The organism is Streptomyces sp. NPDC023541 (genome assembly GCF_055559995.1).
This window is the reverse complement of record NZ_JBVHJO010000005.1, coordinates 41,060-58,478: the sequence shown is the minus strand read 5'-3', so window position 1 is coordinate 58,478 and position 17,419 is coordinate 41,060. Positions and strand designations below refer to the sequence as shown.

The following is a 17,419-nucleotide window of genomic DNA, read 5'->3' as shown; positions in this document are numbered from 1 at the left end:
TACGGGTGTTGGGGCAAAGATGCAGGTCAGCCGCGCTGGGCCCAGATGTTCGTCCCGGGCGTGGACACGGCGAAGGAGTCGATCTCCTTCAGCTCCGCCTCGGAGAGCGGCGCGCCGGCCAGGGCGGCCACGTTCTGCTCCAACTGCCGGACGCTCGAAGCGCCGATCAGGGCCGAGGTCATCCGCTCGTCGCGCAGCACCCACGTGAGTGCCAGCTGGGCCAGGGACTGGCCGCGGCGGGACGCGATCTCGTTCAGCCCGGCCAGCCGGCGCAGCACGTCGGCCGAGAGCAGGTCGGGGTTGAGCGACTTGCCCTGGGCGGCCCGCGAGTCGGCCGGGATCCCCTTGAGGTACTTGTCGGTCAGCAGGCCCTGCGCGAGCGGCGCGAAGGAAATGCACCCCATGCCGGCGTCCTCCAGGGCGTCCAGCAGGCCGTCCTCCTCCGTCCAGCGGTTGATCATGGAGTAGGAGGGCTGGTGGATGAGCGGGCGCACGCCCATTCCGCGCAGGATCCGCACGGCCTCGGCCGTCTGCTCGGCCGTGTAGGAGGAGACGCCGACGTAGAGCGCCTTGCCCTGCTGGACCGCGGACGCGAGGGCGCCCATGGTCTCCTCCAGCGGGGTCTGCGGGTCGAAGCGGTGCGAGTAGAAGATGTCGACGTAGTCCACGCCCATCCGCTTCAGCGAGGCGTCGAGCGAGCTGAGCAGGTACTTGCGGCTGCCCCACTCGCCGTACGGCCCGGGGTGCATCAGGTAGCCGGCCTTGGTCGACAGGATCAGCTCGTCGCGGTAGGAGGCGAAGTCCTGCGAAAAGATCTTGCCGAAGTTCAGCTCGGCCGAGCCGGGCGGCGGCCCGTAGTTGTTCGCGAGGTCGAAGTGGGTGACCCCGAGGTCGAAGGCCCGGCGCAGGATCGCCCGCTGGGACTCCAGCGACCGGTCGTCACCGAAGTTGTGCCAGAGGCCCAGGGAGATGGCGGGGAGCTTGAGGCCGCTGTGGCCGGTGCGCCGGTACTCCATGGAGTCGTAGCGCGAGGGCTCTGCCCGATAGGGATTGGTATCAGTCACGTTGTCCTCCCTATCACGGAGTTGTGACAGACCGAGTTGGGTACCCGATCCCGGCGCGCAGTAATGTGGCGGCCTCGGGGGAGGGACCGCATTTCGCACGGGGGCAAGGCACGGAGGGGCTGGAAGATCGTGAAGCTGCGCGACCTGGTGTACAGGCTTTATGCACGCCGGGTGGAAGGCCGCCTCGACCACGACGCGGCGCCCAAGCACATCGGCGTCATCCTGGACGGGAACCGTCGCTGGGCGAAGGCGTCCGGAGGTACGACGGAGCAGGGCCACCAGGCCGGAGCCGACAAGATCTCCGAGATGCTCGGCTGGTGCACCGAGACGGACGTCGAGGTCGTCACCCTGTGGATGCTCTCCACGGACAACCTGGACCGGCCGGAGGTCGAGCTCCGCCCCCTGCTCAACATCATCGAGAACACCGTGCGGGGCCTCGCCGCGGACGGCCGCTGGCGCGTCCACCACGTCGGCAACCTGGACATCCTGCCCGCCGGGACCCAGCGCGTCCTCAAGGAGGCCGAGCAGGCGACCCACGACGTCGACGGGATACTCGTCAACGTCGCCGTCGGCTACGGCGGCCGCCAGGAGATCGCCGACGCGGTGCGCTCGCTGCTGCTGGAGCACGCGCAGAAGGGCACCTCCTTCGAGGAGCTCGCCGAGATCCTCGACATCGACCACATCGCCGAGCACCTCTACACCCGCGGCCAGCCCGACCCGGACCTCGTGATCCGCACCAGCGGCGAACAGCGGCTGTCCGGATTCATGCTGTGGCAGAGCGCGCACTCCGAGTACTACTTCTGCGAGGTGTTCTGGCCGGCCTTCCGCAAGGTCGACTTCCTGCGTGCCCTGCGCGACTACGCCGCCCGCCACCGGCGCTACGGCACCTGATGCCTCGTAGGGGGTGCCGGCCGATCAGGCCGGACACCCCCTGGAGGGTTCCGGCCGTCGGGGAGCCCCCTCAGCCCCGCCGCCCCCTCCCCTCGAAGCCTTCACCAGGCATTCACCGAGCGTCCGTCATATGCCATGGCATGTCCTGGCCTGTTCGGGGAATATCCCTTTCAGGTCGATGCCCGATCCACGGGTGTCGAGTCTCAGCGGACGGCATGGGGCCGTCCGCCCGGGAGGCCCTTTGCACCAGGACGCACGTGCGGTTCGCACGGACGCAGTGGAGGGCCGGGAATCGGCCCTGGCATGGGTGCCGATGACCGGTCCGGTCTTCATGGCCCGACCTCTTCCGAGGGGGTACGTCCTTCCGTGGTGACCAGCACTAAGCGCCGCCTGTCAGACAGGCGGACCTACGTCCTCGACACCAGCGTCCTGCTGGCAGACCCCAATGCGATCTCCCGCTTCGACGAGCACGAGGTCGTGCTCCCGATCGTGGTGATCACCGAGCTGGAGGCAAAGAGGCACCATCCCGAACTCGGCTACTTCGCGCGTCAGGCCCTGCGCCTGCTCGACGACTTCCGGGTTCGCAACGGTCGCCTGGACGCCCCCATCCCGCTGGGCGATCTGGGCGGCACGCTGCGCGTCGAGCTCAACCACTCCGACCCGGGCGTCCTGCCCGCCGGCTTCCGCCTGGGGGACAACGACTCTCGGATCCTCGCCGTCGCCCGCAACCTCCAGGCCGAGGGCTACGACGTCACGGTCGTCTCGAAGGATCTCCCGCTGCGCATCAAGGCCTCCTCCGTGGGGCTGATCGCGGAGGAGTACCGGGCGGAACTCGCCATCACCGACGGCGGCTGGACCGGCATGACCGAGATCGGCCTCTCCGGGGAGCAGGTCGACCTCCTCTACTCGGAGGAGCGGCTCTACGTCCCGGAGGCCGCGGAACTGCCCGTGCACACCGGACTGGTCCTGCAGTCCGAGCGCGGCAAGGCCCTGGGCCGGGTCACCGCTGACGGCAACGTCAAGCTCGTACGGGGCGACCGCGACGCCTTCGGGCTGCACGGGCGCAGCGCCGAGCAGCGCATCGCGCTGGACCTCCTGCTCGACCCCGAGATCGGGATCATCTCGATGGGCGGCCGGGCCGGCACCGGCAAGTCCGCGCTGGCGCTCTGCGCCGGCCTGGAGGCGGTGCTGGAGCGCAGGCAGCACCAGAAGGTGATGGTCTTCCGGCCGCTGTACGCGGTGGGCGGCCAGGACCTCGGCTACCTGCCCGGAGACGCCTCCGAGAAGATGAGCCCCTGGGCGCAGGCGGTCTTCGACACGCTCTCGTCGGTCGCCGGACGCGAGGTCATCGAGGAGGTGCTGAACCGCGGGATGCTGGAGGTCCTGCCGCTCACGCACATCCGCGGTCGCTCGCTCCACGACGCCTTCGTGATCGTGGACGAGGCGCAGTCGCTGGAGCGGAACGTCCTGTTGACCGTTCTGTCCCGGATCGGGGCCAATTCGCGGGTCGTTCTGACCCACGACGTCGCCCAGCGGGACAACCTGCGGGTCGGCCGGTACGACGGAGTGGTCGCCGTGGTCGAGAAGCTGAAGGGGCATCCGCTCTTCGCGCACGTCACGCTGACGCGATCCGAGCGCTCCCCGATCGCCGCTCTGGTCACCGAGATGCTGGAGACCCTCTGACCCGGGTGAGCCCGCGACCCCGCCCCCCGGGGCGGTCGAACCGGTCAAAAGCCCCATAGCGGGAAGGTGAGTTGGCGCCGCCCGGCAAAGGCCCGAGAGCCTAGCCGGGCGGCGCCGTGCTGCACAGCCCTTTGGGGAAATCGACGGCGACGTGCCAGGTGTGACCTTTCCCACGCAACGGAGAATTGCCTTGCGGTGTGAGGTCCGGCAGAGTCTGGTTTCCGTCAGGCCCCGCATACGGCACACCTGTATCTCCCGTGAGGTACGCGCAGCACCACAACTCCACAGCCGATGGCCGTATGCCGCCCGGAGCTACACGCGGCAGCCCCCGCAGGGGAGTTGCCCACGGGCCCGCGCCTCCAGTGACCGTAGAACCACGGAGGCCAGAGTCGAGGGCACTTTTGCGCCCGCGCGGTCACTGCGGACGCTGCTGGAAGGACACCGTGTGAGCCGGATCTCGGTCCGGGGGTTCGCAGTGGCTTCGGCCACCGCGGTCACCACCGTCGGCGCAGTCGTGGGCGTTGCCACCGGCGACCCCACGAACGATCTCGAGACGACCGCGTCCGGGGCGACCCTCCTCGCAGACATCCCCGTCGGCGACCAGGCGCAGGTCCAGGGCGCCCTGACGCAGCAGGCCGACACCATCGCGCACGCCGCCGACACGGACGCCAAGCGCTCGGCAGAGGAGGCCGCCCGCCTCCAGGCCGCCGAGGACGCCAAGTCCAAGAAGGCCGAGGCGCAGAAGGCCGCCGACGAGAAGGCGAAGAGGGAACGCGAGGCGAAGGAAGTCGCCAGCCGTTCCGCCGCCCGCGACGCCGGTGACTTCGCCGTCCAGAGCTCCTACACGGTCGCTCAGGTCAAGGCCATCGCCCAGCAGATGGTCCCGGCCGGCCAGTTCCAGTGCTTCTCGAACATCATCAACCAGGAATCCACCTGGAACTACCTGGCCGTGAACAAGTCCTCCGGGGCTTACGGCCTGGTCCAGGCGCTCCCCGGTTCGAAGATGGCCTCGGCCGGCGCCGACTGGCGTACCAACCCCGCCACGCAGATCAAGTGGGGCCTGAACTACATGGAAGACCGCTACGGCGGCCCCTGCGCCGCGTGGAGCTTCCACCAGGCCAACGGCTGGTACTGACGGCCGCCGCCGCACCGCGGCGCCACAGCTCGTCCCGGGTAGCCCCGCACCGTCGTACGGTGCGGGGCTACCCGCGTGTACGGTCATCGGGGTGTGCCCGTAGACCGGGGGGCGGGGGAAGGAAGCTGACATGGCGAAGAGGGAAGGCTGGCTCGGCCGGCTGGGCAACAGGCTGAACGCGATGGAGGCGCGGCTCAACGAGCGGCGCGCCGAAGTCGAGGCCGAGACCGGCGGCGACCTGCCCGGGCGGTCCCGGCCGGCCCAGGCGGCGCAGGCGGCTCCGGCGGCCGCTGAGCGGGCCGACGCACCGGCGGAGGGGAGCGGGGCCACGACGGCCGCTCCCGCGCGCTACGAGCGCCCCGAGCGGCCCGATCCGGCGAGCGTGGTCCCGTGGGGGATGCGTGTCGCCGCCGAGGCCAGCTGGCGGCTGCTGCTGCTCGCCGGGATGCTCTGGGTGCTGATGAAGGTGATCAGTGAAGTCCGCCTGGTCGTCCTCGCCTTCGCGGCCGCCATGCTCGTCACCGCGATGCTCCAGCCCTTCGTCGTCCGCCTGCGCAGACTGGGCCTGCCGCGTGGTCTGGCCACGGCCGTCACGGCGGTCCTCGGCTTCGTCGTCATCGGGCTCGTCGGCTGGTTCGTGGTCTGGCAGGTCATGGAGAACCTCGACGACCTCTCCGACCGGGTCCGCGACGGCATCAACGAGCTCAAACTCTGGGCACTGGACAGTCCGTTCCATGTGACCGAGAAGCAGATCAACGACATCGCGAAGAACCTCAGCGAGACCATCGGCACCAACACCGAGCAGATCACCTCCGCCGGGCTCCAGGGCGTGACGGTCCTCGTCGAAATCCTCACGGGCATGCTGCTCGCGATGTTCTCGACGCTGTTCCTGCTCTACGACGGCAAGCGCATCTGGAACTGGGCGCTGGGCCTGGTCCCGGCCGCCGCCCGCGCCGGAGTCGCCGGCGCCGGTCCGCGCGCCTGGCGCACGCTGACCGCGTACGTCCGCGGCACGGTCATCGTCGCCCTCATCGACGCCATCTTCATCGGCCTGGGGCTGTACTTCCTGGACGTTCCGATGGCGGTGCCCCTGGCCGTGTTCATCTTCCTCTTCGCCTTCATCCCGCTGGTCGGCGCGGTGATCTCGGGCGCCCTCGCCGTGGTCGTGGCGCTCGTGACCCAGGGCGTGTTCACCGCCCTGATGGCGCTGCTGGTGGTCCTGGCGGTGCAGCAGATCGAAGGGCACGTGCTCCAGCCCTTCATCCTCGGCCGGGCGGTACGGGTACACCCGCTCGCGGTGGTTCTCGCGGTGGCCGCCGGCGGGATGGTCGCGGGCATCGGAGGGGCGGTGGTCGCCGTTCCGCTGGTGGCCGTCACCAACACGGTGGTGGGCTACCTGAGGGCGTACTCGCGGGACCAGCACCATCTCGGGACCGGGATGGTCGGCCCCGCGCCGCACGGCGCGACGGCCCTGGGCCTGGGGCCCGTCGACGAGGAGCGCCCCAGGCCCTGACCAGGCCGGGGCGAGAACGGGCGGGCGCCGCCGGTGGCGCCCGCAGCGGTACGACAGGGGGGACAGGCATGATCACCGATCCGGAGCTCGACGGCGCGTGGGAGGCCGAGCACGCGGGGGAGCGGGCGGAGGAACTCGCGCCGCGCAGACGGGCGGAGGGCGCCGCGGGGGCGCGCCGGCCGTGGCTGTGGGCGCTGGGCGGGGCCGTGGCCGCCTCGGCGGTATGGGCGGGCGGCCTGTACGCCTTCGGGGAGAAGCTCGCCGCGCCGGAGATCTCGTACCGGGCGACGGAGAACCTGTGCGAGGACTTCCGGGCCCAGGCGCTGGGCAGGATCGCGGGAGACCTGCACCGGTACCGGCCGATGAACCAGCAGAACGACCACCCGGCCGTGCGCGGGGCGATATGCGTGCTGCAGAACGGTGAGTCGGTGTCGACCCTCACCGTGCGGGCGCAGGTCGACCTGCACAAGAAGACCGACCCCGGAGCCGAGTTCGACGTACCGTCGCTCTGGCTCGCCGCCGATATCGGCGCGGGGCGTACGGAGGCGGTTGAGGGACTCGGTGAGCGCGCCGTCGTCCTCGTGAGCCCCGGCGACGCGACCGTACAGCTCAGAGTTCTGGACGGCGGTGCGGTGTTCACGATCGAGGCCTACGGCAGCGGCCGTGCGCAGAACGCCCCGGCCGACACCGCCGCGCTCCATGCGGCGATGGCCGAGGACGCCCGCGCGCTGATGGCTGCGCCGAAGAAGTAGGGGGCGGCGTGATGATCAGCGAACCCGAGCTCGACGGGGCGTGGGAGTCGGCGCGTCCGGCGGAGCTCGCACAGGACGAGGCCGTGCGCCCGCGGAGGCCGTTGCGGCCGTGGTGGGGGATCGCCGCCGCGGTCGCGGCCACCTCCGCGCTGTGGGCGGGCGGGCTGTACGCCTTCGGGGACCGGCTCGCGGAGCCGGAGGTCCGCTACGCGGTCACGGACGACCTGTGCGGGCGGTTCAAGGCGCCGGCCCTCGCGGCGGCGCTGGGCGCGTTCACGGACTCCACCCCGCGGAAGGCCGGCCGTCAGCCGGCCTTGGACTGGGCGTCGTGCAGCCGCAGCGGTGACAGCAAGGACGGGTCGGGCAGGTTCATGGTGGTGGCCATGGTCGAACTGCACAAGAAGTCCGATCCGGCGCCCGAGTTCGCCCTGGGCTCGCAGTCCGACCGGATGTTCGACAGTGACCTCCGGTGGGAGGAGGTGCCCGGGCTGGGTGAGCAGGCTCTGGTCGGGTCGTCCGATGGCAGCAGCGATCTTCGGCTGCGCGTCCGTGACGGAGGGGCGGTGTTCACCTTCCTGGCGATGTTCTTCAACCGGACGGAGGGCGAACCCGGCCTCCCGGTGAAGGAAGCGGCGCCGCCCGACCAGGACGCCCTCACGGCGGCGGCGGTCGAGGACGCGCGGGCGCTGATGGCCGCCCTGCGCAAGGACTGACCACTGACGGCTGGCAACGCCAGGGCCCCCGCGGCCGTTTCCGGTCGCGGGCGCCCTGGCCGTCGTACGGGGTGCTGCTACTCGCCGGCGAGGGCGGCCTCGGCGTCGAGGGTGACCGCGACGGCCTGGATCACCGAGGCGATCTTGAAGGCCTCCTGGATCGTCTCGCGGTCGACGCCCGCCTTGCGCAGGACCTGCTCGTGCGAATCCAGGCACTGGCCGCAGCCGTTGATCGCGGAGACGGCGAGTGACCACAGCTCGAAGTCGATCTTCTCCACGCCCGGGTTGCCGATGACGTTCATCCGCAGGCCCGCGCGCAGCGTGCCGTACTCCGGGTCGGAGAGCAGGTGCCGCGTGCGGTAGAAGACGTTGTTCATCGCCATGACCGCGGCGGCGGACTTGGCGGCGGTGTACGCCTCCGGCGAGAGGTTCGCCTTCGCCTCGGGCTCCAGCTCACGCAGGACGCGCGGGGAGCGGGCGGCGATCGCGCAGGACAGGACGGTGCCCCACAGCTGCTGCTGCGGGAGGTCGCTGTTGCCTATGACCGAACCGAGGTTCAGCTTCAGGTCCTTGGCGAAGTCCGGGACGGACGCCTTCAGGGAGTCGAGGGACATCCGTCACTCACCGGCCAGCAGCGCGCCGGCGTCGATCGTGGCGTCGCCCTTGTTCCAGTTGCAGGGGCACAGCTCGTCGGTCTGCAGGGCGTCGAGGACCCGCAGGACCTCCTTGGGGTTACGGCCCACGGAACCGGCGGTCACCATCGAGAACTGGATCTCGTTGTTCGGGTCGACGACGAAGACGGCGCGCATCGGCAGGCCGTCCTCACCGAGGATGCCCAGCTCGGCGGAGAGCTCGCGCTTGATGTCCGACATCATCGGGAAGGGCAGGTCACGCAGGTCGGCGTGGTCCTTGCGCCAGGCGTGGTGCACGTACTCGGAGTCGAGGGAGAAGCCGAGCACCTGCGCGTCGCGGTCGGCGAACTCGTCGTTCAGCTTGCCGAAGGCGGCGATCTCCGTCGGGCACACGAAGGTGAAGTCCAGAGGCCAGGCGAAGATGACCTTCCACTTGCCCTCGTAGGTCTTGTGGTCGATCTGCGCGAACTCGGCACCGGCCTCGAGCGAGACGCAGGCGGTCAGGTCGAAGGCGGGGAACTTGTCACCAACAGTGAGCACGCGCTCTCCTTGTTTCAATGGAAACAGACCCCTTTTGGGGGCTTTCCGATGGGGTTGGACGTGTCTCACATGCTGGCACAACCTGCATTGATTATGGAAATAGCTAGTCTTGATGCGGGTGATCGGAGGTACCTATCAGTGGCTGTCGGTAATAGGGGAGCGAAGCAACCGACCCTGGCTCAGCTGCGCGCCTTCACGGCCGTCGCCGAGCACCTGCACTTCCGCGACGCGGCCGCGGCCATCGGCATGAGCCAGCCGGCGCTCTCCGGCGCGGTGTCCGCGCTGGAGGAGGCCCTCGGCGTGCAGCTGCTGGAACGCACCACCCGCAAGGTGCTCCTCTCCCCGGCGGGCGAGCGGATCGCCGCCCGGGCGCAGGTGGTGCTCGACGCCGTCGGCGGACTGCTGGAGGAGGCCGAGGCGGTACGGGCGCCCTTCACCGGGATACTGCGGCTCGGGGTGATCCCCACCGTGGCGCCGTACCTGCTCCCGACCGTGCTCGGGCTGTTCCACCGCCGCTACCCCCGGATGGACCTCCAGGTGCACGAGGAGCAGACCGGCTCGCTGCTGGAGGGGCTGGCCGCCGGGCGCCTGGACCTGCTCCTGCTGGCGGTGCCGCTCGGGGTCCCCGGCGTCACCGAACTGCCGCTCTTCGACGAGGACTTCGTCCTCCTCGCCCCTCGCGAGCACGCGCTGGCCGGACGCCGGGACATCCCCCTCGACGAACTGCGCGACCTGCAGCTGCTGTTGCTGGACGAGGGGCACTGCCTGCGGGACCAGGCCCTCGACATCTGCCGGGAGGCCGGGCGGACCACCGGGGCGGACGTCACGACGACCGCCGCCGGGCTGTCCACGCTCGTGCAGCTCGTCGCCGGCGGCCTCGGGGTGACCCTGCTGCCGCGCACCGCCCTGCGGCTGGAGACGGCCCGCAACGAGTACCTGTCCACCGGCTGCTTCGCCGAGCCCGCCCCCTCACGGCGGATCGCCCTGGCCATGCGCACGGGGACCGCCCGCCAGGAGGAGTTCGAGGCGATCGCCGCCGCCCTGCGCGAAGCCGTACGCCCGCTCCCCGTCTGGCCCACCGACTAGGAGGCGGCTTGTAGGTCGGGCCGGATCAGGAGGCGGGCGTACGGGGGCGGGCGGGCACAGGGGTCACTCCGTGCGCAGGCCGTCCGGGCGCATCAGCCGCAGCAGCGGCGGCAGGCTGAGCAGGGTCACGGCCGCGACGACGCCCGCGCCGACCCCGGTCATCCCGAGGACCGACGGCCAGTCGATCCGGACCGGCAGGGCGGCCATCCCCATCAGGACGGCGCCCAGCGCGGTGCCCACCGCGGCCGCCAGCACCAGGCCCAGGACGATCGGCACGGCCGTCTGCCACAGCACCGACAGGCTCAGCGTGGAGCGCTTGGTGCCGAAGGCGACCAGGCAGGACAGCAGCCGCCGGCGCTCGCGCAGTTGCTCCAGCTGTGAGACGAACAGGCTGGCGCCGATCAGGACCAGCACGGCTGCGGCGCCGAAGAACAGCCCCGTGCGGATCGATGAGAAGCCGGCGGCCTGCTCGGAGTGGCGCAGCGTCAGCGCCACGACGAGCGGGTCCGCCTTGAAGACGGCGTTGCGCGCCCGGTCCAGGGCGTCGGGACCGGAATCGTCGACCTGGACGAAGATCCGCGCGTCGGGGAAGTCGCCCAGCTCCTTCGGCGCGGCCGACGCAGTCACCAGCAGGCCGTCGCGCACGGACCCGGAGGGGTCCTCCCGGGCGGGGACCTTACGGGTGCCCGCCGGGACCTGCCACTTCACCGGCCCGGGCCGGTCGGCCGGATCGGACTCGTACCGCCGGACGTTGCCGACGAACAGCTCGTCGCCGGGCTTCGCCGTGCCCCCGTAGGTCCCCGTGGAGGAGGGTCCGGTCAGGACGAAGGCGTCGCCCTCCTCGCAGGAGTCGAGCGTGGCGACCTCCCGGAGCGCGTCGCAGGTGCCGACGGTCACCTGGACCGTGTCCTCCTCCGCGGGCATCCGGTGCGCGGCCTGCGTGGAGGTCAGCGGGACCGCGCGGGTGACGCCCGGTACGGCGGCGATCCGATGCGCGAGGTCGTCGATCGGGGCGTCCGACTCGCGGTTGGCCATGACGGCGACGGCGGCCCGGGAGGGGTCCTGGCCGGTCGACTCGGTGTAGTCCCCTTCGATGCCCGCGAAGAGCATCTGGAGGGCGATGGCGCCCGCGACGGCCACGGCGATGCCGTTGACCAGGCGGGCGGCGCCGCCGCTGTCGACCTGGAGCCGGCGCACGGCCAGTTGCCAGGAGACCGGGCCGCCGGACATCTTCCCCACGAAGCGCTCCAGCAGCCAGGGGAGCAGCACGGTGATCCCGACCAGCAGCAGCACCACGCCGCCGCTGACCTGCCACTGGTTGAACCTGCCCTGGTCGTTGCCGCGGCCGTCCATGGGCAGGAGCAGGCCGAGCCCGACCAGTGGCAGCAGCAGCCGCCACCAGATGCGGCGGCGGGACGGCTTGGCCGTGCGGACGACGCCCAGCGGCTCGATGACCACACCGCGCAGCGCGAACAGGGTCACGGCCACGGCCGCCGCGGGCACCGCGAGGGCGACCAGTACCGCCAGCCAGGGCGCCGGGTCGAGGTCGGCGGGGAAGACGCTGCGCTGCCGCAGGCTGACGCTGCCGACCAGTGAGCGGCCGACGGCGAAGAAGCCGGTGCCCAGGGCCAGTCCGACCAGGGAGCCGCCCAGCGCCTCACCGGCCGCGATCCTGCGCACCATCCTGCTGTCCGCGCCGACCAGCCGCAGCGCGGCGAGCCGCCGGTCGCGCCGCTCCCCGCCGAAGCGGACGGCGGTGGCGATGAACACGGCGACGGGCATCAGCAGGGCGACGAACGTCAGGACGACCATCAGCATGAGCACGGGGTCGAGGCTCTCGCGGTCCGCCTCGTAGCCGAAGCCGGTGACGCGCTCGACGCGGTAGTCCTCGGGGCCGTTCTTGCGGAGGGTGTCGCTGCCCAGGTAGAAGAGCAGTTCGCCGGGGCCGACCAGGCCCGGGTCGCCGACGATCTCGCTGACCCGCGCGTCGAGCCGCTCGCGCAGCAGGGCGCCTTCGGAGGACTTCAGGAACTCGTCCAGGGCGGGGGAGAGGGCCATTTCGCCCGGGCCCGGGAGTTTCTTCAGGCCGGGCGGAAGCGGGGCGTCCGGACCCTCGGCCCGCACCACGTGCCCCTCGATGTCCTTGTGGTGGTACGTCTGCCCGATCCGGGCGATCAGCAGGGTGTCGGGTCCGGGGGCGTCGGCCGTGTCGGAGTGCAGCGTCGACCGCGCGTCGCCGCGCTCGTACCGTGCGGTCAGGGCGCCGGGGATCGCGGTGCTGATCAGCAGCAGCGCGACGCCGAGACCGACGCCGACACCGGTGAGCAGGGTGCGGATCCAGCCCTCGCGGCCGCCGCCGAAGGCGAAGCGGGCGCCCATGCCGAGGTCGCGGGTCCAGACCTGGAGCCGGGTCATACGATGCGCTCCATGTCGCGGGACTTCCCGTCGCGTACGACGATCTCGCGGTCGGAGTAGGCGGCCACGCGCGTCTCGTGCGTCACGAGGACGACGGCGGCGTTCGCGGACCGGGCGGCCTCCGTGAGCAGCTGCATGACGAGTTCGCCGTTGAGGGAGTCGAGGGCTCCGGTGGGTTCGTCGGCGAAGATCACCCGGGGGCCGGTGACGAGGGCGCGGGCGACGGCCACGCGCTGTCCCTGGCCGCCGGATATCTCGCCGGGCCGCTTGGCGCCGAGGTCCTCCACCTGGAGCTGCTCCATCCAGTGCAGGGCGGTGCGTTCGGCCTCCTTGCGCTTGACGCCGGTCAGGCGCAGCGGGAGGGCGACGTTCTCCACACAGGTCAGCTCGGGTACGAGCTGCCCGAACTGGAAGACGAAGCCGAACTCGGTGCGGCGCAGGGCGCTGCGCTCGGCGTCGTCGAGGGTGGTGAGCTCGCGGCCGGCGTAGGTGATGGAGCCGGAGTCGGGCGGGACGATCCCGGCGAGGCAGTGCAGCAGGGTGGACTTGCCGGAGCCGGAGGGGCCCATGACGGCGACGACCTCGCCCGCGTGGATGGAGAACTCGGCGCCGTCCAGGGCGTTGGTGGTCCCGTACGCCTTGCGCAGGTCCGTGGCTGCGAGCAGGGAGCCGGCCGGGGTCATCATCGGCGGACCTCCCGCGCGAGCTGGTCGAGCCGGGCCGCGGTGAGCTCCAGCCACCGCAGGTCCGCTTCGAGGTGGAACAGGGCGTGGTCGCAGATGAGCTGGTCGGCGGTGTCGCCCTTGCGCTTGCGCTGGGTGAGGATGCGCATGAGGCGCAGGTGCTCGGCCCGCTGGGTGTCCAGCAGTTCGTCGGCGCGGCGGCCGGTGAGCAGTGCGAGGACGACCTTGGTGTAGAGGGTCGAGTGGAGGTACGGCTCCGGCTTCTCGGGCTGGGAGAGCCAGGCCTCGACGTCGGTGATCCCGGCGTCCGTGATGGCGTACCGCTTGCGGTCGGGACCTCCGCCCGCCTCTATGCCCTCGACCTCGACGAGGCCGTTCTTCAGGAGGCGGGACATGGTCGAGTAGACCTGCCCGTAGGCGAGGGGGCGGTCGTGGCCGAACTTCTCGTCGAAGGCCCGCTTCAGGTCGTAGCCGTGGCGCGGGCCGGCCTCTAGGAGGCCCAGGAGGGTGTGACCGATGGACATGCCACCGACTATACATTGCGTGTATACGCGGAGTGTATAGAAGCCCGCTGCGGAAGCGCGAAAGCCGCTCCCGTGCGCGGCACGGGAGCGGCGGTCAGTCCGAGGGCTTCGGCGGCCGGCCCCGGCGGGGAATGGGGCCCGGGGCGGAGGGGAGCCGGCCGGCCTCGGCGAGGGCCCGGCGGAGCAGGAACTCGATCTGTGCGTTGGCGCTGCGCAGTTCCTCGCCCGCCCAGCGGGCCAGCGCGTCGTACACCTGCGGGTCGAGTCGCAGGAGCACCTGCTTGCGCGCCTGCCGGCCCGCCGGCTTCTCCTCGCCGGAGGGGGTCACTGGTAGAGGGTGCCCGTGTTGAGGACCGGCTGGGCGGCGCGGTCGCCGCACAGGACGACCATCAGGTTCGAGACCATGGCCGCCTTGCGCTCCGAGTCCAGGTCCACGATCTCCTCCTCCGCCAGACGGGTCAGGGCGAGCTCGACCATGCCCACCGCGCCCTCCACGATCTGCTTGCGAGCCGCCACGACGGCGCCCGCCTGCTGGCGCTGGAGCATCGCGGAGGCGATCTCAGGAGCGTACGCGAGATGCGTGAACCGGGACTCGATGATCTGCACCCCGGCGGCGTCCACCCGTGCGTGCAGTTCCACCGCGAGCTTCTCGGTGATCTCCTCGGCGTTCCCGCGCAGCGACAGGCCGCCCTCCTCGTGCGCGTCGTACGGGTACTCGATCGCGATGTGCCGGACCGCGGCCTCGGTCTGCGTCTCGACGAACTCGGTGAAGTCCTCGACCTCGAAGACCGCGCGAGCGGTGTCCTCGACCCGCCAGACCACGACCGCCGCCAGTTCGATCGGGTTGCCGTAGGCGTCGTTGACCTTCAGGACGGCCGTCTCGTGGTTGCGCACGCGGGTGGAGATCTTCTCGCGCGAGGTCAGCGGGTTGACCCAGCGCAGGCCGTCGGTGCGGATGGTGCCGCGGTAGCGGCCGAAGAGCTGGACGACGCGGGCCTCGCCCGGCGCCACCGTGTTGAGGCCGCTCATCGCGATCACGGAGGCGAGGCCCAGGAGCACGCCGCTCGCGATCAGCCCAACCTTGGCCCCGGTCGCGCCCGCCGCCGCGCCGGCCACGACCAGCCCCGCGCCCGCGAGCAGGCCGGCCAGGCCGAGCAGCAGCGCCAGCCCGCCGCCCATGCTGCGCGCGGTGAACTCCCGTACTCCGTCCGGAGTGGCTATGTGGTTCGTCATGTTTCGCCCCGTTTCTGTGCGCGCGGCCGGTCGAGCCGCCTAGCAAAGTGATATCACTTTTTTGCGCAATGGCAACCCATCCGCTTATCTGAGCGTCGGTTCCTGTGACGTGGGTGCTGATTCTCACGTCCGAAATGACCAGAATTGGTCCGCATTGACCAAAGTTTGTCACAGCCTGCGGTGTTAGCTTTCTGAGTTGACGTCGGGGGGGTAATCGAGCGGAGCGGGAGCGATGGGCCGAGCAGAAGTGCGTAAGGCGCAGCAGCGCGGTGCGCGGCGGGCGCCGAGCGGACGCGCGAAGGGCGCCAACGGGAGCGGGGGTACCGGCAAGCGCACCGGCATACGCCGCTTCTTCACCTGGAAGAAGGTCCTGGGCACGTTCTTCACGCTTGCCCTGCTCGGTATGGGCGCGCTGGTCGCCCTGTACTTCTACGTGGAAGAGCCGGACCCCAACAAGCAGGCGCTCCAGCAGAGCAACGTCTACAAGTACGCAGACGGCACGATCATGGCCACCAAGGGCAAGGTCAACCGCGAGATCCTGCCCATCGACAAGATCCCGATGGACGTGCAGGAGGCGTTCATCGCGATCGAGAACAAGTCCTTCCGCAGCGACGGCGGCGTCGACTTCAAGGGCCTGGCCCGCGGTCTGTGGAACACCGCCACCGGCCGCGGCAAGGCCGGCGGCTCCACGATCACCCAGCAGTACGTCAAGAACTACTACCTGACGCAGGAGCAGACGCCGACCCGCAAGCTCAAGGAGCTGGTGATCTCCCTCAAGGTCGACCAGCGCATGAAGAAGCCCGAGATCCTCGCGGGCTACCTCAACACGAGCTACTTCGGCCGCGGCGCCTACGGCATCCAGGCCGCCGCCCAGGCGTACTACGGCGTCGACGCCGAGAAGCTGACGCTGGAACAGGGCGCCTACCTGGCCACCCTCGTCCAGGCACCCAGCCAGTACGACTGGTCGACCGCCGGCGACGACACCAAGAAGCGGATCAAGATCCGCTACGACGCGACGCTCGTCAACATGGTCGACATGAAGAAGCTGGACGAGACCAAGCGCCAGGGGATGAAGTTCGCGGAGCCGATCCCCCCGCAGCCCCCGATGGGCATGGACGGCCAGAAGGGCTACCTGGTCCAGGCGGCCGAGGCCGAGCTCAACGCCCAGGGCGTCGAGCGCAAGCTGATCGACGCCGGCGGCTGGACGTTCACGCTCAACATCGATCCGAAGAAGCAGGAAGCGCTCGAGACGGCCGTCCAGGAGGAGCTGGAGTCCAAGCTCGACCGCAAGGACACCAAGGGCCGGCCCCAGGACCAGAGCGTGCAGGCCGGCGCCACCTCCGTGGACCCCAAGACCGGCCACATCGTCGCCATGTACGGCGGCACCGGTCTGAAGGACCACTGGTCCAGCAACGCCCTGCGCAAGGACTACCAGCCGGGCTCGACGTTCAAGCCGATCGTGCTGGCCTCCGCCCTGGAGAACGGGGCGAAGACCCAGGACGGCAAGCCGATCACCCCGAACGCGCTCTACGACGGCACCAGCAAGCGCGCGGTCGTCGGCAGCGACATCCCGTTCGCCCCGCAGAACCAGGAGAACCGCAACTTCGGCGACCCGATGATGACGGTCCAGGACGCGACCAACTCCTCGGTGAACTCCGTCTACGCGCAGATGATCGTGGACGTCGAGCCGCCCAACGTGAAGAAGACCGCGATCCAGGTCGGCATGAAGGACCGTGAGGGCTGGCCCGCGGACAAGCCCGCCATGGCCCTCGGCACGATGAGCGCCAACACCGTGGAGATGGCGGCCGTCTACGCCACCTTCGACAACCACGGCAAGAAGGTCACTCCGACCATCATCAAGACGGCCGAGCACAAGGACCGCGAGGTCGAGCCCGTCCAGCCGATCGGCACTCAGGCCATCAGCCGCCGCACCGCCGACACCGTCACCAAGGTGCTCACGGGCGTCGTCAACGACGACGGCGCCTCCGGCAACAAGGTCCGCAGCAGCGCCTACGAGGCCGCCGGCAAGACCGGTACCACCGAGAACAACTTCTCCGGCTGGTTCGCCGGTTACACCCCCGAGCTGGTCACCGTCGTCGCGATCTTCGGTGAGGAGCCCGGCACCGCCAGGCAGGTCACCCTGACCGGCACCGCCGGCCTCGGCCGTCTGGGCGGCTCCAGCTTCCCCGCCTCGATCTGGAAGGCGTACACCACCGCCGCCCTCAAGGGCGGCAACGCCGGCAAGTTCCAGCTGTCCGAGGCCGACATGGGCGCCGTGCAGACGCCGTCCCGCAGCGCCTCGCCGACGGCCTCGGCGAGCCCGTCCTCCAGCCCGCCGGCCGTCACCAACAGCCCGACGCAGTCCCCGACGACGTCGCCGACGCCCACCGCGACCAAGACGGGTCCGACGCCCAGCGGGACGACGTCCCCGACGGCCACGGCCACCAAGACGGGCGGCCCCAAGCCGCCGGACCCGCCGGTCCTGGGCGAGCACCCGGCCAACTGAAACGAGAGCGCCGCCCCGCAGCCGAGAAGGCTGCGGGGCGGCGCTGTTC

At 70.7% G+C, this 17,419-nt stretch carries 16 protein-coding genes; 8 read left to right on the top strand and 8 right to left on the bottom strand.

Annotation, left to right across the window (positions count from 1 at the left end; all coding sequences use genetic code 11):
- Positions 1 to 26 precede the first annotated feature (26 nt).
- Entirely contained in the window at positions 27 to 1,064 is a 1,038-nt protein-coding gene (gene mgrA / locus ACZ3X1_RS13750) for an L-glyceraldehyde 3-phosphate reductase (RefSeq protein ID WP_467279662.1), read from the bottom strand.
- Between the two features lie 129 nt (positions 1,065 to 1,193).
- Here mgrA and ACZ3X1_RS13745 point away from each other — a divergent pair, with 129 nt between their 5' ends.
- The 6 genes from ACZ3X1_RS13745 to ACZ3X1_RS13720 all read left to right on the top strand — a co-directional run bounded on the left by ACZ3X1_RS13745 (position 1,194) and on the right by ACZ3X1_RS13720 (position 7,751).
- The gene (locus ACZ3X1_RS13745; RefSeq protein ID WP_356812844.1) at positions 1,194 to 1,955 is read left to right on the top strand and encodes an isoprenyl transferase; all 762 of its coding nucleotides are present in this window, start codon (positions 1,194 to 1,196) and stop codon (positions 1,953 to 1,955) included.
- A gap of 366 nt (positions 1,956 to 2,321) precedes the next feature.
- Positions 2,322 to 3,638, top strand: coding sequence for a PhoH family protein (locus ACZ3X1_RS13740; protein ID WP_356812842.1), 1,317 nt, complete (start codon positions 2,322 to 2,324; stop codon positions 3,636 to 3,638).
- Between the two features lie 445 nt (positions 3,639 to 4,083).
- Positions 4,084 to 4,773 (top strand): aggregation-promoting factor C-terminal-like domain-containing protein, encoded by a 690-nt coding sequence (locus tag ACZ3X1_RS13735; RefSeq protein ID WP_356812841.1) that lies wholly within the window; start codon positions 4,084 to 4,086, stop codon positions 4,771 to 4,773.
- Positions 4,774 to 4,903: 130 nt separating this feature from the next.
- The gene (locus tag ACZ3X1_RS13730) at positions 4,904 to 6,286 is read left to right on the top strand and encodes an AI-2E family transporter (protein WP_467279659.1); all 1,383 of its coding nucleotides are present in this window, start codon (positions 4,904 to 4,906) and stop codon (positions 6,284 to 6,286) included.
- Between the two features lie 68 nt (positions 6,287 to 6,354).
- The gene (locus ACZ3X1_RS13725) at positions 6,355 to 7,038 is read left to right on the top strand and encodes a hypothetical protein (protein ID WP_467279657.1); all 684 of its coding nucleotides are present in this window, start codon (positions 6,355 to 6,357) and stop codon (positions 7,036 to 7,038) included.
- An 11-nt stretch (positions 7,039 to 7,049) separates the two neighbouring features.
- Positions 7,050 to 7,751 (top strand): hypothetical protein, encoded by a 702-nt coding sequence (locus ACZ3X1_RS13720; protein ID WP_467279654.1) that lies wholly within the window; start codon positions 7,050 to 7,052, stop codon positions 7,749 to 7,751.
- Positions 7,752 to 7,828: 77 nt separating this feature from the next.
- On the opposite strand, the gene ACZ3X1_RS13715 is transcribed toward ACZ3X1_RS13720, so the two are convergent.
- Together ACZ3X1_RS13715 and ACZ3X1_RS13710 are read right to left on the bottom strand one after the other, a co-directional pair.
- Entirely contained in the window at positions 7,829 to 8,365 is a 537-nt protein-coding gene (locus ACZ3X1_RS13715; RefSeq protein WP_356812836.1) for an alkyl hydroperoxide reductase, read from the bottom strand.
- Positions 8,366 to 8,368: 3 nt separating this feature from the next.
- A complete protein-coding gene (locus ACZ3X1_RS13710) occupies positions 8,369 to 8,923 on the bottom strand; it encodes a peroxiredoxin (protein ID WP_030658686.1) in 555 nt (184 codons plus the stop codon).
- 138 nt (positions 8,924 to 9,061) lie between these two features.
- Here ACZ3X1_RS13710 and ACZ3X1_RS13705 point away from each other — a divergent pair, with 138 nt between their 5' ends.
- Entirely contained in the window at positions 9,062 to 10,009 is a 948-nt protein-coding gene (locus ACZ3X1_RS13705) for a hydrogen peroxide-inducible genes activator (RefSeq protein ID WP_356812835.1), read from the top strand.
- A gap of 63 nt (positions 10,010 to 10,072) precedes the next feature.
- Here the strand turns inward: ACZ3X1_RS13705 and ACZ3X1_RS13700 are convergent, their stop codons facing one another.
- The 5 genes from ACZ3X1_RS13700 to ACZ3X1_RS13680 form a co-directional block, all read right to left on the bottom strand.
- Positions 10,073 to 12,424 (bottom strand): ABC transporter permease, encoded by a 2,352-nt coding sequence (locus ACZ3X1_RS13700; RefSeq protein WP_356812834.1) that lies wholly within the window; start codon positions 12,422 to 12,424, stop codon positions 10,073 to 10,075.
- Positions 12,421 to 13,107 (bottom strand): ABC transporter ATP-binding protein, encoded by a 687-nt coding sequence (locus tag ACZ3X1_RS13695; protein ID WP_390077898.1) that lies wholly within the window; start codon positions 13,105 to 13,107, stop codon positions 12,421 to 12,423. Before ACZ3X1_RS13695 ends, ACZ3X1_RS13700 begins: the two co-directional genes overlap by 4 nt.
- Positions 13,107 to 13,631, bottom strand: coding sequence for a PadR family transcriptional regulator (locus ACZ3X1_RS13690; protein WP_356812832.1), 525 nt, complete (start codon positions 13,629 to 13,631; stop codon positions 13,107 to 13,109). Before ACZ3X1_RS13690 ends, ACZ3X1_RS13695 begins: the two co-directional genes overlap by 1 nt.
- Positions 13,632 to 13,725: 94 nt before the next feature.
- The gene (locus tag ACZ3X1_RS13685; protein ID WP_030658696.1) at positions 13,726 to 13,959 is read right to left on the bottom strand and encodes a type II toxin-antitoxin system antitoxin; all 234 of its coding nucleotides are present in this window, start codon (positions 13,957 to 13,959) and stop codon (positions 13,726 to 13,728) included.
- A complete protein-coding gene (locus ACZ3X1_RS13680) occupies positions 13,956 to 14,864 on the bottom strand; it encodes an SPFH domain-containing protein (protein ID WP_356812829.1) in 909 nt (302 codons plus the stop codon). Before ACZ3X1_RS13680 ends, ACZ3X1_RS13685 begins: the two co-directional genes overlap by 4 nt.
- Positions 14,865 to 15,096: 232 nt before the next feature.
- Between ACZ3X1_RS13680 and ACZ3X1_RS13675 the strand changes: the two genes are divergently transcribed.
- A complete protein-coding gene (locus ACZ3X1_RS13675; RefSeq protein ID WP_467279644.1) occupies positions 15,097 to 17,370 on the top strand; it encodes a transglycosylase domain-containing protein in 2,274 nt (757 codons plus the stop codon).
- Positions 17,371 to 17,419 lie beyond the last annotated feature (49 nt).

Coding starts and splice junctions, on each gene's coding strand:
- ACZ3X1_RS13700 (WP_356812834.1), bottom strand. CDS start 12,424: ATGACCCGGCTCCAGGTCTGGACCCGCGACCTCGGCATGGGCGCCCGC.
- ACZ3X1_RS13725 (WP_467279657.1), top strand. CDS start 6,355: ATGATCACCGATCCGGAGCTCGACGGCGCGTGGGAGGCCGAGCACGCG.
- ACZ3X1_RS13690 (WP_356812832.1), bottom strand. CDS start 13,631: ATGTCCATCGGTCACACCCTCCTGGGCCTCCTAGAGGCCGGCCCGCGC.
- ACZ3X1_RS13730 (WP_467279659.1), top strand. CDS start 4,904: ATGGCGAAGAGGGAAGGCTGGCTCGGCCGGCTGGGCAACAGGCTGAAC.
- ACZ3X1_RS13720 (WP_467279654.1), top strand. CDS start 7,050: ATGATCAGCGAACCCGAGCTCGACGGGGCGTGGGAGTCGGCGCGTCCG.
- ACZ3X1_RS13715 (WP_356812836.1), bottom strand. CDS start 8,365: ATGTCCCTCGACTCCCTGAAGGCGTCCGTCCCGGACTTCGCCAAGGAC.
- ACZ3X1_RS13675 (WP_467279644.1), top strand. CDS start 15,097: ATGGGCCGAGCAGAAGTGCGTAAGGCGCAGCAGCGCGGTGCGCGGCGG.
- ACZ3X1_RS13680 (WP_356812829.1), bottom strand. CDS start 14,864: ATGACGAACCACATAGCCACTCCGGACGGAGTACGGGAGTTCACCGCG.
- ACZ3X1_RS13695 (WP_390077898.1), bottom strand. CDS start 13,107: ATGACCCCGGCCGGCTCCCTGCTCGCAGCCACGGACCTGCGCAAGGCG.